This window comes from Flavobacterium tagetis (assembly GCF_016735615.1).
In the GTDB taxonomy this organism is placed as follows: Bacteria; Bacteroidota; Bacteroidia; order Flavobacteriales; family Flavobacteriaceae; genus Flavobacterium; species Flavobacterium tagetis.
Map to the genome: position 1 here is coordinate 331,060 of NZ_JAERSF010000004.1, position 14,550 is coordinate 345,609.

Annotated in this window: 14 protein-coding genes; 9 read left to right on the forward strand and 5 right to left on the reverse strand. The window is 32.8% G+C overall.

All coding sequences use genetic code 11. The features are described from left to right. Positions 1-51: 51 nt before the first annotated feature. Both JI750_RS19335 and JI750_RS19340 read right to left on the reverse strand, forming a co-directional pair. Positions 52-585: an AAA family ATPase gene (locus tag JI750_RS19335; protein ID WP_202006029.1), complete on the reverse strand. Its 534-nt coding sequence runs from the start codon at positions 583-585 to the stop codon at positions 52-54. 445 nt (positions 586-1,030) lie between these two features. Continuing rightward, positions 1,031-1,942 (reverse strand): alpha/beta hydrolase family protein, encoded by a 912-nt coding sequence (locus JI750_RS19340; protein WP_202006031.1) that lies wholly within the window; start codon positions 1,940-1,942, stop codon positions 1,031-1,033. Positions 1,943-2,229: 287 nt separating this feature from the next. On the opposite strand from JI750_RS19340, the gene JI750_RS19345 reads away from it, so the two are divergent. The 4 genes from JI750_RS19345 (at position 2,230) to JI750_RS19360 (ending at position 5,650) form a co-directional block, all read left to right on the forward strand. Then, the gene (locus JI750_RS19345; RefSeq protein WP_066033683.1) at positions 2,230-2,526 is read left to right on the forward strand and encodes a DUF493 family protein; all 297 of its coding nucleotides are present in this window, start codon (positions 2,230-2,232) and stop codon (positions 2,524-2,526) included. 4 nt (positions 2,527-2,530) lie between these two features. Beyond that, entirely contained in the window at positions 2,531-3,256 is a 726-nt protein-coding gene (locus JI750_RS19350; protein WP_177212240.1) for a DUF4290 domain-containing protein, read from the forward strand. A gap of 89 nt (positions 3,257-3,345) precedes the next feature. Beyond that, the gene (gene murA, locus JI750_RS19355; protein WP_026727609.1) at positions 3,346-4,659 is read left to right on the forward strand and encodes a UDP-N-acetylglucosamine 1-carboxyvinyltransferase; all 1,314 of its coding nucleotides are present in this window, start codon (positions 3,346-3,348) and stop codon (positions 4,657-4,659) included. 115 nt (positions 4,660-4,774) lie between these two features. Beyond that, entirely contained in the window at positions 4,775-5,650 is an 876-nt protein-coding gene (locus JI750_RS19360) for a cation diffusion facilitator family transporter (protein WP_202006033.1), read from the forward strand. Positions 5,651-5,897: 247 nt separating this feature from the next. On the opposite strand, the gene JI750_RS19365 is transcribed toward JI750_RS19360, so the two are convergent. The 3 genes from JI750_RS19365 to JI750_RS19375 form a co-directional block, all read right to left on the reverse strand. Beyond that, entirely contained in the window at positions 5,898-8,387 is a 2,490-nt protein-coding gene (locus JI750_RS19365; RefSeq protein WP_202006035.1) for a DUF5686 and carboxypeptidase regulatory-like domain-containing protein, read from the reverse strand. Between the two features lie 126 nt (positions 8,388-8,513). After that, positions 8,514-8,927, reverse strand: a complete 414-nt coding sequence (gene aroQ / locus JI750_RS19370) for a type II 3-dehydroquinate dehydratase (RefSeq protein ID WP_066035150.1) — start codon at positions 8,925-8,927, stop codon at positions 8,514-8,516. Positions 8,928-9,061: 134 nt separating this feature from the next. After that, positions 9,062-9,622: a porin family protein gene (locus JI750_RS19375; RefSeq protein WP_202006037.1), complete on the reverse strand. Its 561-nt coding sequence runs from the start codon at positions 9,620-9,622 to the stop codon at positions 9,062-9,064. Positions 9,623-9,912: 290 nt separating this feature from the next. Here JI750_RS19375 and JI750_RS19380 point away from each other — a divergent pair, with 290 nt between their 5' ends. The 5 genes from JI750_RS19380 to JI750_RS19400 all read left to right on the forward strand — a co-directional run bounded on the left by JI750_RS19380 (position 9,913) and on the right by JI750_RS19400 (position 14,487). Then, positions 9,913-10,419 carry a hypothetical protein gene (locus tag JI750_RS19380; RefSeq protein WP_202006039.1) on the forward strand — a complete coding sequence of 169 codons (507 nt, stop codon included), beginning with the start codon at positions 9,913-9,915 and terminating at the stop codon, positions 10,417-10,419. A 204-nt stretch (positions 10,420-10,623) separates the two neighbouring features. Next, on the forward strand, positions 10,624-11,205 hold the full coding sequence (locus tag JI750_RS19385) for a porin family protein (RefSeq protein WP_202006041.1): 582 nt from the start codon (positions 10,624-10,626) through the stop codon (positions 11,203-11,205). A 144-nt stretch (positions 11,206-11,349) separates the two neighbouring features. Then, the gene (locus JI750_RS19390) at positions 11,350-11,844 is read left to right on the forward strand and encodes a hypothetical protein (protein ID WP_202006042.1); all 495 of its coding nucleotides are present in this window, start codon (positions 11,350-11,352) and stop codon (positions 11,842-11,844) included. 75 nt (positions 11,845-11,919) lie between these two features. After that, positions 11,920-12,816 carry a site-specific tyrosine recombinase XerD gene (xerD, locus tag JI750_RS19395; protein ID WP_202006044.1) on the forward strand — a complete coding sequence of 299 codons (897 nt, stop codon included), beginning with the start codon at positions 11,920-11,922 and terminating at the stop codon, positions 12,814-12,816. A gap of 150 nt (positions 12,817-12,966) precedes the next feature. Further along, positions 12,967-14,487 carry a PAS domain-containing sensor histidine kinase gene (locus JI750_RS19400; protein ID WP_202006047.1) on the forward strand — a complete coding sequence of 507 codons (1,521 nt, stop codon included), beginning with the start codon at positions 12,967-12,969 and terminating at the stop codon, positions 14,485-14,487. Positions 14,488-14,550 lie beyond the last annotated feature (63 nt).

The following is a 14,550-nucleotide window of genomic DNA, read 5'->3' on the forward strand; positions in this document are numbered from 1 at the left end:
AGTTAAAAATTTAGAAAACAGTTTCTAGTTTTGCAACTTTAAACCATACCGCTAAATTTTGTCTAAGATATAAAGAATTCTGTTTTCAACTGTATCTTTAGGAACTTCAATAAGTTCGTAACCATATTTTTTGTAAGTTTCAACAAGGTGCTCTTGGATTTTTACAGCCTGATCAAAATTTTCATAACGTTCAGAATCACTTTGGTAAATTTCTTCCCAAGGCGGTAAAATAAAAGTTTTAGAATATTTATAATCTTCGCATGCTTTAATGAAACTTTCCGGATAATCGTCGCCAATGTAATCCATATAAGCTACCACATCTGGAATTCCTCGGTCAATAAAAACCACATTGTCAGGTTCTTCAAGAGCATTTTTGTATTGTTCAATACGACCTTCCAATAACATTTCGCTAAACAAAAGTGGCTGTTCTAAAAACAACTGTTCAATACCTTGTTGTTGCGCTTTCATGGTAACCTGTCTTGAAATTTCAGGATAGCAGCAAAAGCCACGAGCTACCAATTCGTTAATAAGTGTTGATTTTCCAGTACCAGGTCCGCCAAGCAGGACTATAATTTCTTTTTGCACTATTCTAAAAATAAAGGGCAAATTTACCTAAACTTATTTATAATTAAAAAGAATATTTACTTGAAGCGAAAGATTTGGCATTTTTTATAGTCATGGGTTCCTGCTGTCCGTTGCAATCTTTTGCTTTTTAAAGGAAAAAGCAAAAGGATTTCCGCTTCCATCAGGGCTAAAAAGGAGAGATGGTTTTGTTTTTGGAATTGTTTTAAAGAAGAAAGTCCCAGCGGGACAATATATTTATAGAAAAATTATACATTATAAATCAAAAGCTCCAGCGGAGCGACACAATTTGGATAATTTATATGTCGCTCCGCTGGAGCTTTTGATATGCGGGAAATTATTTTGCTATAAATATTTTGCTCTGCTGGAGCAGTTTTTATTTGAATTGCCGTTGGTTTTAACCAACGGGTTAAATGATTTTTTTAAATCTCGGCTTTAGCCAAATAAACTATTCGCAAAATGAATACTTCCCAGAACTTTTCCCATTTTTAGAAGGCATAATCAAATGTGATTGGAATTTTTTCCCCTTCAGAACATCATTCACAAAATCTAAAACATATTGCTGTCCTTCATGAAAAAGATAACCAGAGAATTCATGTCCGCCACCGCAGAAAGTAATCAGTTCTATGTCTTTATGCAAGTCATTCATTTGATTGTAAACCGCATAAGAGCCAAAAAGAATCAGCCAGCCAGAAGCATTTGTTGGGCAAGAACGGTGCGAACCCGCTGCATAAGGAACTGTATCATCATTATTTCCATGAGCCAATAACATCGGAATTGCTTTTTCTTTCGTAATCAAATTGATATCCTGAATCGCTCCCGAACCTCCGATGAAGCCTTTGTATTTAAAGTTTTCAGGCAGATTGCTTTTATATAAATTCATTAATTTATAATCCCAAAACGATGCGTGGAAACCAATTTCGGCACCAGCACTAATTCCTGAAATAAAGATTTTTGAAGTATCGAGATTGTATTTGTCGGCATTCTCAATCATGAAAGCAGTTGCTTGCCACATATCGCTCACGCCAATTTGGATAGCTTTTATTTTTTCGCTCAAAGTTCCTTTACATCCAAAATCTTTTCCTTTCATGTATAAACTATATGAAATGCTTGCAACGGCATAACCATTTTGCGACATAAATTTTCCGAAATCTTTTTCACTTGTGCGTTCTCCACCAGAAAAACCTCCGCCAAAAGCAAACATAATTAACGGGATTTTTTCTCCTGCTTTTTTCTTTGGCAGATACAAATCTAAATCTAGTTTTAAAGTGTCATTTTGGAAATAAGCTAAGGTTTTGATTTCTTGTGCTTCAATATTGTTGAATATAAGGACGATAAAAAATAAAAGGATTTTTTTCATTGTAATGTGTTTTAATCTCGCAAAGACGCAAAGTCGCAAAGTTTTTCTGCCACGACTCGAGCGATAGCGAACAGGCGAAGCAATTTCACGAATTTTAGCTAATTATTATTTTTGATTTGCCAAGTTAATTAAAATTAGGGAAATTGAATTTTAGGATTTAATAATTTGTGTTAATTAGTGTAATTTGTGGCAAAAAAACAGCCTCATTTTTAGAGTCAAAAAATCTAAAATCTAAAATCATAAATCTGAAATCAAAAACGTATATTTGCGTTTATTTTTAATTACGAATGGAGAACGATAAAGAAAAAAATACAGCCGAATTTTACGAAAGATTAAAAGTGGAGCTTGATAACGCAAACACTTGGCCAGCAGAATACTTGTACAAATTTATTGTGCCTTCTGTAGCAGATAATGTAGAGCGTGTTGAAAAAGCTTTCGATAGAATGGGAGCGGTGATTAAAACAACAAAATCGAAAACTGGTAAATTTACCAGCGTTTCTGTAGATGTTACTATGCACAGCTCAGATGATGTAATCAGTAAATACAAAGAAGTTTCTACAATAGAAGGTATAGTTTCATTATAAACTTATGATCGAAAAATATAAAAGAGAAGCCGCTAGCGACGTTGTTTATAATTTAGAATACAATTCTGAAAGACAACGTTTGATTATCCCAGAATATGGCCGTCATTTACAAAAATTGATTGATCAGGCAACTGCAATCGAAGATGATGAAACGCGTAATAAAGCCGCAAAATACATCATTCAGGTTATGGGAAGTCTGAATCCGCATTTGCGTGACGTACCAGATTTTCAGCATAAACTTTGGGATCAGCTTTTTATTATGTCTGATTTTAAACTGAATGTTGAATCTCCGTACCCAATTCCGTCAAGAGAAGTTTTGGAGCTAAAACCGGATGCTTTGCAGTATCCGCAGAACTTTCCAAAGTATAGATTTTATGGTAACAACATCAAATATATGATTGATGTTGCCAATAAATGGGAAGAAGGCGAAATGAAAAATGCATTGGTAATGGTAATTGCCAACCACATGAAAAAATCTTTCTTAAGCTGGAACAAAGACACTGTAAAAGACGATGTTATTTTTGAACATTTGTATGAATTATCTGGAGGTAAAATCAATTTATTACACAGTACAGAAGAGCTTTTAAATACAACAGACTTAATGCGTACAAACAAACGCATGTCTAATAAAACAGCTTCTGGTGCTCAACCAAAAATTCAGAACAACAAAAATAACAACAACAAAGGCGGTCAAAAAAAGACATTTCAAAAAAACAATAATCAGAAATAAAAAAGGGGCTAAGATGCTAAGTTATTAAGATGCTAAGATTTTAGCTCAGAACCTTAGAATCTCAGAACCTTAGAACCTAAACAAGATCTATGGGAATTTTTAAAATCGAAGGAGGAACTCCTTTAAAAGGAGAAATCACTCCACAAGGAGCAAAGAATGAGGCATTACAAATTTTATGTGCCGTGCTTCTAACAGGAGAGAAAGTGAAAATTAATAACATTCCTGATATTATAGACATCAATAAATTAATCACTTTGTTGGGGAATTTAGGTGTTAAAATTCAACGCAACGAACCAGGTTCGATTACTTTTCAAGCAGATGAAGTTAATGTTGGATATCTAGAAACTGAAGCTTTCAAAAAAGAAGGTGGAGCGCTTCGTGGTTCTATTATGATTGTTGGTCCGCTTTTGGCTCGTTTTGGGAAAGGATATATTCCAAAACCAGGAGGAGATAAAATTGGTCGCCGTAGATTAGATACACACTTTGAAGGTTTTATTAACCTTGGAGCAAAATTTAGATACAATAGAGAAGATCACTTTTACGGAGTGGAAACTCCTGAAGAAGGTCTTAAAGGAACAGACATGCTTCTTGATGAAGCTTCTGTAACTGGAACCGCAAACATTGTAATGGCTGCCGTTTTAGCAAAAGGAACAACTACAGTTTATAACGCTGCTTGTGAGCCATACTTACAGCAGTTGTGTAAAATGCTTAACTCTATGGGAGCTAAGATTACAGGAGTTGGTTCTAACTTATTGACTATCGAAGGTGTTGAAAGCCTTGGAGGTTGCGAGCACAGAATTCTTCCAGATATGATTGAAATTGGTTCTTGGATTGGTCTTGCGGCTATGACAAAAAGCGAAATCACAATCAAAAACGTAAGCTGGGAAAACTTAGGTTTGATTCCAAATACGTTTAGAAAACTTGGAATTACAGTTGAAAAACGTAATGATGATATTTATATTCCTGCTCATAAAGATGGATATGAAGTAAAAACTGATATTGACGGTTCTATCTTGACTATTGCCGATGCGCCATGGCCAGGATTTACACCTGACTTGCTAAGTATCGTTTTAGTTGTAGCAACCCAAGCTAAAGGTGATGTTTTAATTCACCAAAAAATGTTCGAAAGCCGTTTGTTCTTCGTAGATAAACTAATCGATATGGGAGCAAAAATTATGTTATGTGATCCGCACAGAGCTGTGGTTATGGGACATAATTTCGAATCTCAATTGAAAGCAACTACAATGTCTTCTCCTGATATTCGTGCAGGAATCTCATTATTGATTGCCGCGCTTTCTGCAAAAGGAACCAGCACGATCCAGAATATCGAGCAAATCGACCGTGGATACGAACGTATCGACGAGCGTTTGAGAGCAATCGGCGCAAAAATCGTGAGAGCGTAAATAAAAGTTAGCCACGACACGAGCGAAAGCGAACTGGCGAAGCAATTCACGAATTTTTATTTTCAAAGATTATAAAAAATAATTCGTGAATTCGTGGCGAAAAAAAATAGTCTAAATGACAAACGAACAAAAAGCTATAAAAGCTACATACTTTAGTATAGCCGGAAACACCTGCTTGGCCCTTATAAAAGGTCTTGCAGGTTTTTTTGGCAATTCTTATGCCTTGATTGCTGACGCAATTGAATCAACGACAGATATATTTGCGTCATTTTTGGTATTGTTTGGAATTAAATATTCGAATAAACCAGCTGACGAAAATCACCCGTATGGCCATGGCCGTGCAGAACCTTTAATTACGTTTTTGGTTGTAGGTTTTTTGATTACTTCGGCAACTATTATTGGTTACGAAAGTATCGCCAATATTGGCACTTCACACGATTTACCTAAATCTTGGACTTTGTATGTTTTAGGTGCAATTATTATCTGGAAAGAATATTCTTTTCGCTTGGTAATGAAACGAAGCAAACAAACCAATAGTACTTCTCTAGCAGCTGATGCTTGGCATCATAGAAGCGATGCTATAACTTCTGTAGCTGCTTTTATCGGAATTTCCATTGCTTTGATTATGGGAAAAGGCTACGAGTCTGCAGATGATTGGGCAGCACTTTTTGCCGCTTTTTTTATTCTCTATAATAGTTATAAAATTTTCAGACCTGCGCTTGGCGAAATCATGGATGAAAATTTAAATGATGATTTAGTAGAAGAAATTCGTGTTGTTGCTTTGACAGTTCCAGGTATTCTTGGAACGGAAAAATGTTTTATTCGTAAAGCAGGAATGCGTTATCATGTAGATCTACATGCTATAGTTTCGGCAAAAATTTCAGTAAAAGAAGGACATGATTTGTCTCATAAACTTCAAGATACTTTAAAAGAACAAATTCCGCAATTAGGAAATGTTTTGATACATATAGAGCCAGATGATTATCACTGAAAGAGGTTCTAAGGTTCTGAGATACTAAGATTCTAAGTCTTTTTCCTTGTCGAAGTTTCAAAATTTGACAAAGATTAATTTAAAAATCTGCTTAATTTACAATCTACTTGAAACCAGATTATAAATTAAGCAGATTTTTTCTTTTTGAAGTTTGAAAATCTTCGCACGAGTTTCGATTTCGCCCAGCTTGACAAGAATTAGTATTAAGTGCTTAAAGAAAACTCAGTATCTCAGAACCTTAGCATCTTTAATCCAATGCATTTAAGATTTTCAATCCAAAAACAACACCATTTTGCTGAATACCGCCTTGATAAGAATGCACATAATCGATTCGGAATAATTTGAATTTTCCAAAACCTAGATTATCTAAACCAATAGTAAATTCAGAATATGGTTTTCGGTCGGGAATTGCTAAAGCGTGAAAACCAACATTCATAGTTGATTTCAAAAGATTTAACAGCGGAATTTTATTCATGATAAAACCAGTGTCATTGTATTCGGTATGCATTTCAAAATAACTATCGTTTGTGCTGTTAGAATAATAAGGCATCATATTAAAAACATTCAAATAGCGATCACTTGTTCCAATATGAGTTTGGTTTCCGTTAAAATGCCTGTAATCTATAAACGAAATATTTTCGGCATTAAAGAATTTTCCGCCTCTAAAATTGGTTCCTAAAAGACCTTTATTTCCAAGCGATAAATCATATTGAACCGAAGCGCCAATTCTTTCATACTCATATTTTTTTTCGCTTGCCGCGAAAGCTTTTTCAAAAGCCAAATACACCGTAGGATATTTATCGTTTTTAAAATTAAATCTTCCGTCAGGTCTAGAAATATATTTATTGCCAAAGTTGATTCTTGTTGTTACAAGAGCTTTAAATAAATGATGCTGATTGAAAGCTGGAGTTGTAAAATCATCAGGGGCCAAAGGATTATTAGAAGAATAAACATCATCTTTTTTGAAGAAAGAATAATCAGTTGTATTGAAAAGCGGTTTGCGCTGTTCGTAGCCAATTTTTCCAGTAAGATTTATTCCATTTGCAATATCTTGTCCGTAATTGATTTCTGCAAATTCCAAGTTGTATAGCTTCATGTAGTTATCTTTAAAAAATAAGGAACTGATAGAGTTGACAAACTTGCTAATTGGTTCAGCACTATTAAATTGAGTTGTTTTTACACCTCCCGAACCCCATATTGTGGCATAATTAATAGTGTTGAAACGATGGCTAAATTCACCAATAGCACGAAAACGTTCATCAGAAAAGCCATAGTTAAAAGTGGTGCTTATTGAAGTGTTTGTTCCTTTTTCTTCATCCCATTTTCTAAAAGAAAAACCAGAATCTAGATTAAAACCCTGAACGGTATTAAAACTCAAAGAAGCAATTTTCAACAGACCTTTATAATCAAAAGAATATTTCTTAAAAGTGTTTTTATAATCATAGCCCATTAAAATATCCCAAATCTTAAACTTGTTGTTTTTGGCGTCAATAGAATCGGCGTATTTTTTTGATTTTCGAATAGTCTGAAGGCTATCTTTCTTGGCATAATCTGAACTTTCTTCAATCGTTAAAGGAATTGGACGAATTTCATTCCAGAAAGCATCATCTTTTTTGTTGGCATTTAGTTCAAAAGCAACAATTTCATTTCCGAAAGTTTTCTTTTCAAATGATGCTGGAAATTCATAGTTAGAATAAACATAGTTGAAATTTCCAGAAAACTTCACGCCAAAAATTCCTGCATTAAAAGAAAGCGTCTGAGCATTCTTAGACCAAATTTTATTTTTGGTATTGTAGCTAAAACTCTGTTTTAAAGTCATGATTTCTGTGAACTCATTTTTCATTCTATACCCTTTAATATCTAAATCAATGGCATAAATCGCAAAACTATCATCTACAATATAAATGTAACCTTCAAAAACGGGTTCTTTATCTCGTTTAGGAATAACCTTGATTTTGTTTATCTGCTGATTATTATCATCATAAAAAGTGCTTTCCAATTTGTATTTGTAATAATTGAAAGCATTGTCGGCAATAGGAGAGATGAGTTTTACATCAAAATCTAAAGTGTTATCATAAAAATCATAAGTCGATAGGGCGGCCGTGTTATAGCTATAACCACGGTTGTTTCCAGAAATTTTTGAAGCAATGATTTTCTCTTTTAGTTTATCTGGTTTTTCAAAAGTAACTTTAGAAATAGTTTCAGATAAGTACAAAATTCCCGTTCCTGTAGAATCTAGATTAGATGCCATATCTTCGCCCAAATCTACTTTTTTACCCAAGATTTTTTTAGGAAGATCTTTAACTTTAAACATTCCTTTCGAATAAAAATCGGCTGTATATCTACCGGTTTTATCTGAGTTTTCTTTTTTATGTGCTATTGCACTTTTTATAATAGCATTAGCAGGATTATTTTTAGGGTCAATAATCACTTCGTTTAATGCAAAACTTTCTTCCTGAAGGCTAACATCGACATTGACCATTCTTGTTGCAGCAAGAACCGTTATTTTTTTCGTTTTATAACCTAAATATTGGAAAGTGATGATGTTTCCTCCAATTTCTTTTACATTCAGCTGATATTTTCCCTGTTCATTTGTCGTGGTTCCAGCATACGTGTTTTCTTCAAAAACAGATACAAAAGGAAGCGGATTTCCTTTGTCGTCTGTTACAGTACCTCTGATTTGACCAAAATTAGAAAGCGAAAAAAATAAAAAGGCAAGTAAAGTATAGTTTCTCATACAGGTTTTGGTTGTCTTACAAAAATATAATAAGTTAAATCTGAGCTTATTAATAATTTGTTAAATTGAATGAGAAGTATTATCATTCTGAGTGAACTTAAAGTCTTCACTCAGAATGACATTATGCTATAAAAAGGATTGAATAGCCAATTCGTAACTTTTTAGTCCAAAGCCTAAAATAACACCTTTTGCATTTCCAGATAAATATGATTGATGTCTAAAGCTTTCGCGCGCATAAGTATTTGAAATATGAACCTCAATTACAGGCGTAGTAACCGCTTTCATGGCGTCACCCAAACCTATAGAAGTGTGCGTATAAGCGCCAGCATTCAGAATAATTCCATCAAATGAAAAACCAACTTCCTGAATTTTGCCAATCAGTTCGCCTTCAATATTACTTTGATAATAAGAAAGTTCAATATTTGGAAATTTTTGTTTCAACGTTTCAAAATAATCTTCAAAAGTTTGGCTTCCATAAACTTCAGGTTCACGTTTTCCTAAAAGATTCAAGTTTGGTCCGTTGATAATGCAGATTTTCATAAAAGTAATTTCGTTTTAATTAAGGAATGTAAATGCATTTTATATTTCACAAATGGCATTTCACACATAAGTGTAAAAATAAAAAAACCGCACTAATAAATAGAGCGGTTTTTGTAAAAGTATGTGATATTCTTTTAGAACATGTATCCAGCTGAAAGTTGGAATACAGAGTTTTTAAAATCAGCATGTTCTGAAATTTCTGTCAAACCTATTCCGTAGCGAGCTTGAACAAAAAGACCTCTAACAACTTTTAATCCTAAACCAGCATTTAGAGAAAAGTCAAATGTTTTTGGATCTGCCACATCAAATTCTTTTTTATTGCTAACAAGGAATGATGCCTGTGGACCAAGTTCTAAGCTTAAAGATTTAGTCATATAGATTTTTGCCATTACAGGAATAGCAATATATCCCATTTCATTTTTAAATTCTGAAATTGCATTTTTATAAGTAGCTCCTTGAGTAGAATATAAAAGCTCTGGCTGAATTGAGAATTTTTCTAATAATTTAACTTCTGCTACAAGACCTGCGTGGTAACTTGTGATACCTTCTTTGTCAACAGAAATTCCATCAAAGTCAGAACCACCTGTTTGGTTAGCAAAGTTAACCCCTGCTTTAACACCGATTTGTACAAATTGTGCGTTTACTGCCGCTGATGTTGCAATGAACATTACAGCCGCTAAAAGTATTTTCTTCATAAAAAGGTTTTTAAAAATTGGTATTTTAAAATGTTATTTAAAGTTCAAAACTACATATTTAGGATTTTATTGCATTATAATTTGGATTAAATAATTACTAAAATTCCCACTCAAATTGCTTTTTGTTGTTTCGAAAATGCCTTTTTTTCTTTTAAATATTTGATTTTCAATTGCTCTTTGTCGAGTTTGTTTTTGCCTTATTTTAATGCTTTTTAAACTTATTGCGGAGTATTTTTTGTAAGTCTAATCTTGGTTTTGTTAAATATTAATCAAATAATATTTTAAAAATTATGAAAAAAATTGTTTTAGCTGCTATTGCAGTATTGACTTTCGGATGGGCAAATGCTCAGGAACAAACAGCAAAAGGAAAGTGGTTAATTGAGGCGAATACTGGTTTTGGTGCTGGTGTTGGAAGTACTAGTTTTGGTTTAGCATCATCTGATGGTGAAACTCAATGGAACATTGGTGCAGAAGGAGGATATTTTGTAGCTGATGATCTAGCAGTAAAAGTTGGTTTAGGTTATGGAGATTCGGGACATGACGACAGTACTTTTGCTTACAAAATCGGAGCAAAATATTACATTGCTAATAAATTTCCTGTTGAAGCTTCTTATAATGGTGTAAGTTACAAAGGGGCTGATGAAAATCCTTCTTATTTAGGTTTACAAGGAGGTTATGCATGGTTTATTGGAAAAAATGTTTCTGTTGAACCAGGAGTGCGTTATAATATCTCATTAAATGATGATTATTATAAGAGTGTTTTCCAATTAAATATCGGTTTCGCATTACACTTCTAAAATATTTAGTTAATGGTGTTTTTTTGAGAGTCTTTCCAGATATGGAAAGACTTTTGTTTTTTACTTAATTTTAAATTTTCAGCTAATTCATGTTTTTTTAACAATGAGTACGTTAGTTACTATTTTATTTGTTAAATTCCTAATATACATTTATGAAGAATATTTTTATATTTGACTCATTAATTTAACCCAAAACAAATTAGAATGAAAAAAATTATTTTATCTGCCATTGCAATTATGGCTTTTGCATTTACAAATGCACAGTCAACAAGATTTGGAGTAAAAGGAGGTCTTAATATTTCAAGTATTGTTGGAGGAGACGTAGATAATACTAAATCATTAGTAGGATTTCATGTAGGTGGTTTAGCCGAAATCCATGTTGTTGAAAAGTTTTTTATTCAGCCAGAGCTTTTATTCTCTGCTCAAGGAGCTAAATTTGATGGACCTTTTGGAACTGATGGAGACTTAAAATTGAATTATTTAAACATTCCAGTATTAGCAAAATATTACATTGTTGACAAGAAATTTAGTGTAGAAGCTGGTCCACAACTTGGTATTTTACTATCTGCTAAAGCAGATGGAGAAGACTTTAAAGATTATACAAGATCAACAGATTTAGGGTTTAATTTAGGAGCTGGTTATGATTTTACTGAAAATTTCTTTGTAGGTCTTCGTTATACTATTGGTTTGTCTCCTATTTCTGACAAGGATGTTGATAATTCAGATGACTATTATGACAGTGCTAAAAATGGTAATTTCCAGATTTCTTTAGGATATAAGTTCTAATTTATAAATCCATTTTTATAAATATTTCCAAAAAGCCTTTCCATTGTGAAAGGCTTTTTATTTATAGATTTTTGTCACAAAATAAAGACTATTCTATGTAAGTATATTTTTATATTTTCGCGACAAATTTAATCCAGAATAAAAATGAAAAGAATTCTTTTATCTTTGTTTGCATGTATGGTATTTGCATTTGTGAATGCTCAAGACAACCATTTTAAAGTAGGAGCTCACGTTGGTCTTCCAATTGGTAAATCTTATGATTTATTCGATATGAATTTAGGCATCGATGTCGCTTATCTTTGGAGTATTAACGATAAATTTAGCGCGGGAGTAACAAGTGGCTACACAATGTATACGAGTAAAACATATATAGGGCAATTTGGAAGAATGCAAAGAACTACAAATCAGAATTTTGTGCCAGTAGCGGGAACAGCGCAATATTCATTGTCAGAGAATTGGTTTCTTGGTGCAGATTTAGGATTTGCTATTAATGTTTATGGAGATCTGGATCGAGGCGTTTTATATCAGCCAAAGTTTGGTTATCAAACAAAAAAGATTGAATTGTTTGCGGCTTATAAAGGAATTGCAGATGAATATACAGTTTCTTCTTTAAATCTAGGATTTAATTACAAGTTTTAAATTTCTTATGTAGCTTATAACCTTCCTCAAATTTGGAAGGTTTTTTTATGCCAAAAAATCACTTACTTTGTAGATATGAATTGGAACAGATATATAAAAGATTATCAGTCATACTTGAGGATTGAGAGGGGTTTGTCTAAAAATACAATAGAAAACTATGGCTTTGATATCGAGCGTTTATGTCTTTTTCTGGAAACCAATCAGATCGATGTTTCTCCAATAAAAATTTCTGATGAAACATTACAGCAGTTTATTTATTCAGTAGCTAAAGAGGTAAATCCAAGGTCGCAGGCTAGGATTATCTCTGGCCTAAAAAGTTTCTTTAATTATCTGGTTTTTGAAGATTATAGAAATGACAATCCTTTAGAATTGATAGAAGCACCCAAAACGGGCCGTAAATTGCCCGATACTTTATCGCTCGAGGAAATTGATCGCCTGATTGAGACAATCGATTTAAGTACTAATGAGGGCGAACGAAATAGAGCAATGCTTGAAACTCTATATGGTTGCGGTTTGCGTGTATCTGAATTAATCTCACTTAAAATTTCAGATCTTTTTTTTGATGAAGGTTTTATTAAAATTACGGGTAAAGGAAATAAAGAAAGATTTGTTCCGATAGGTTCGCTAACTCAAAAATATATTGATATATATAGAAATGCGGTTCGTTCAAATCTTAATATCAAAAAAGGGGCTGAAGATACTTTATTCTTAAATCGTAGAGGAAATCAGTTAACTCGTGCTATGGTTTTTACTATCATTAAAGATCTTGCGCAAAAAATGGGACTCAAGAAAAGTATAAGTCCACATACATTACGGCATTCTTTTGCGACACATTTACTTGAAAATGGTGCAGATTTAAGATCAATTCAGTTAATGCTTGGGCATGAATCGATTACAACAACAGAAATTTATGTGCATTTAGATCGCCGTTTTCTAAAAGAAGTAATGCATAGTTTTCATCCTAGAAAATAATTTTTTACTGTATTGTGCGTTTTTTATTTTGGAAATTTATATATTGTGTTAAAATTTATCTTGAAATAGAATAAAAGCAGTAAAACCTTGTGGTTTGTTCTGCTTTTCCGAATAAGTTCTGAATATCTTATTTACATAAAAAAGTAGTGTATGGTTTTTGATTTATATGGAAATGACGATTGCTTAGAGGTAAATAATTTTTACAAAAAGTTGTTGGCCGAAATGCCTGACCTACTTTTTCAGTTTGTTATTGATGCTGATAACAATTACACCTTTCCTCTTGTAAGTAAATCAGCAGATGAAATATTTGAGCTTTCAGCAGCAGATTTTAATAATGATATCAAGTTTATAGTTTACGATCGAATCTTACCACAAGATCGTGAGCCTTTTTTTCAGTCTTTAGTCAAAGCTAGAAAAGAAATAAAACCTTGGGAAATTGAGTTTAGAGCAACTCTTCCTAATAAAGGAATTCGTTGGTTTAAGGTTTCTGCAAAAACAGAATTTGCAGCAAATGGAAATGTTATTTTTTATGGTCACGTTTCAGATATTACTGAATTAAAAGATAAAGAAGAAAAGCTTAGGATTTCTGAAGAACGTTTTCAATTTGCTCTCGATGCTTCTACTGCTGGAATTTGGGATTGGGATATGGTGACCAATAGCGTTTTTTACTCTTCATTATCGCTTAAAATTTTAGAATTAGAATCAGCTGATATTTTTGATGATCCTGAGCGTTGGGATAAAATTGTGCATCCAGACGATCTTCCAAAATATTATTCAGATATTCATGAGCATTTTGATAATAAAATTCCGTTTTACGAAAATTACCATCGTGTAATGACTTCTAGCGGTAATTATAAATGGATTTTGGATCGTGGAAAAGTTATTAAACGCGACGAAAATGGAAAACCTTTACGTGTAATTGGAACGCATACAGATGTTTCAGCTCAGAAAGAAAAAGAGTTGGAGCTCATGAAAACAATGAAATTGTATAGTGATCAAAATAGCCGTTTATTGAATTTTTCGCATATTGTTTCTCATAACCTAAACACACAGGCTGGAAATATAAAATCGATTTTAGATCTTATTGATGCTGATGTTAATAAGCAGACGGTAACAGAAATGCTTGAATATTTGCGTGCTGTTTCCAACGATCTGAATGAAACTATTTTAAATCTTACTCAAATTGTAAAAACGCAGAGTAATATTAATATAGCAGTTGTGCCATTAAAGCTTTGTGAGTATATTGAGAAAACTATTTCGACAATTAAAGGTTATGATAAACAGCGTAAAGTCACAATTGTAAATAATGTTCCGAAGTATTTAACCATTAATTTTAATCCGGCTTATATGGAAAGTGTTTTGCTGAATTTTACAACAAACGCAATTAAATATGCGCATCCAGATCGTGACCCGATAATAACATTTGATTTCGCAATTGAACCGGAAGGTTATAAATCGCTTAAAATTACAGATAATGGCCTGGGAATCGATTTGAAAGTTTATGGAGATTTATTGTTTGGAATGTACAAAACCTTTCATAAACATGAAGAGGCACGAGGCATAGGATTGTATATTACAAGAAATCAAATTGAAGCGATGAAAGGAACTGTTGAAGTAGAAAGTGAAGTAGGAGTAGGAACAAGTTTTAAAATTGTTTTTAATGATATGTAAAACGTAAATAGATTATAAAAAATAAAGGCTGTCAATTTTGACAGCCTTTATTTTTTATTGATG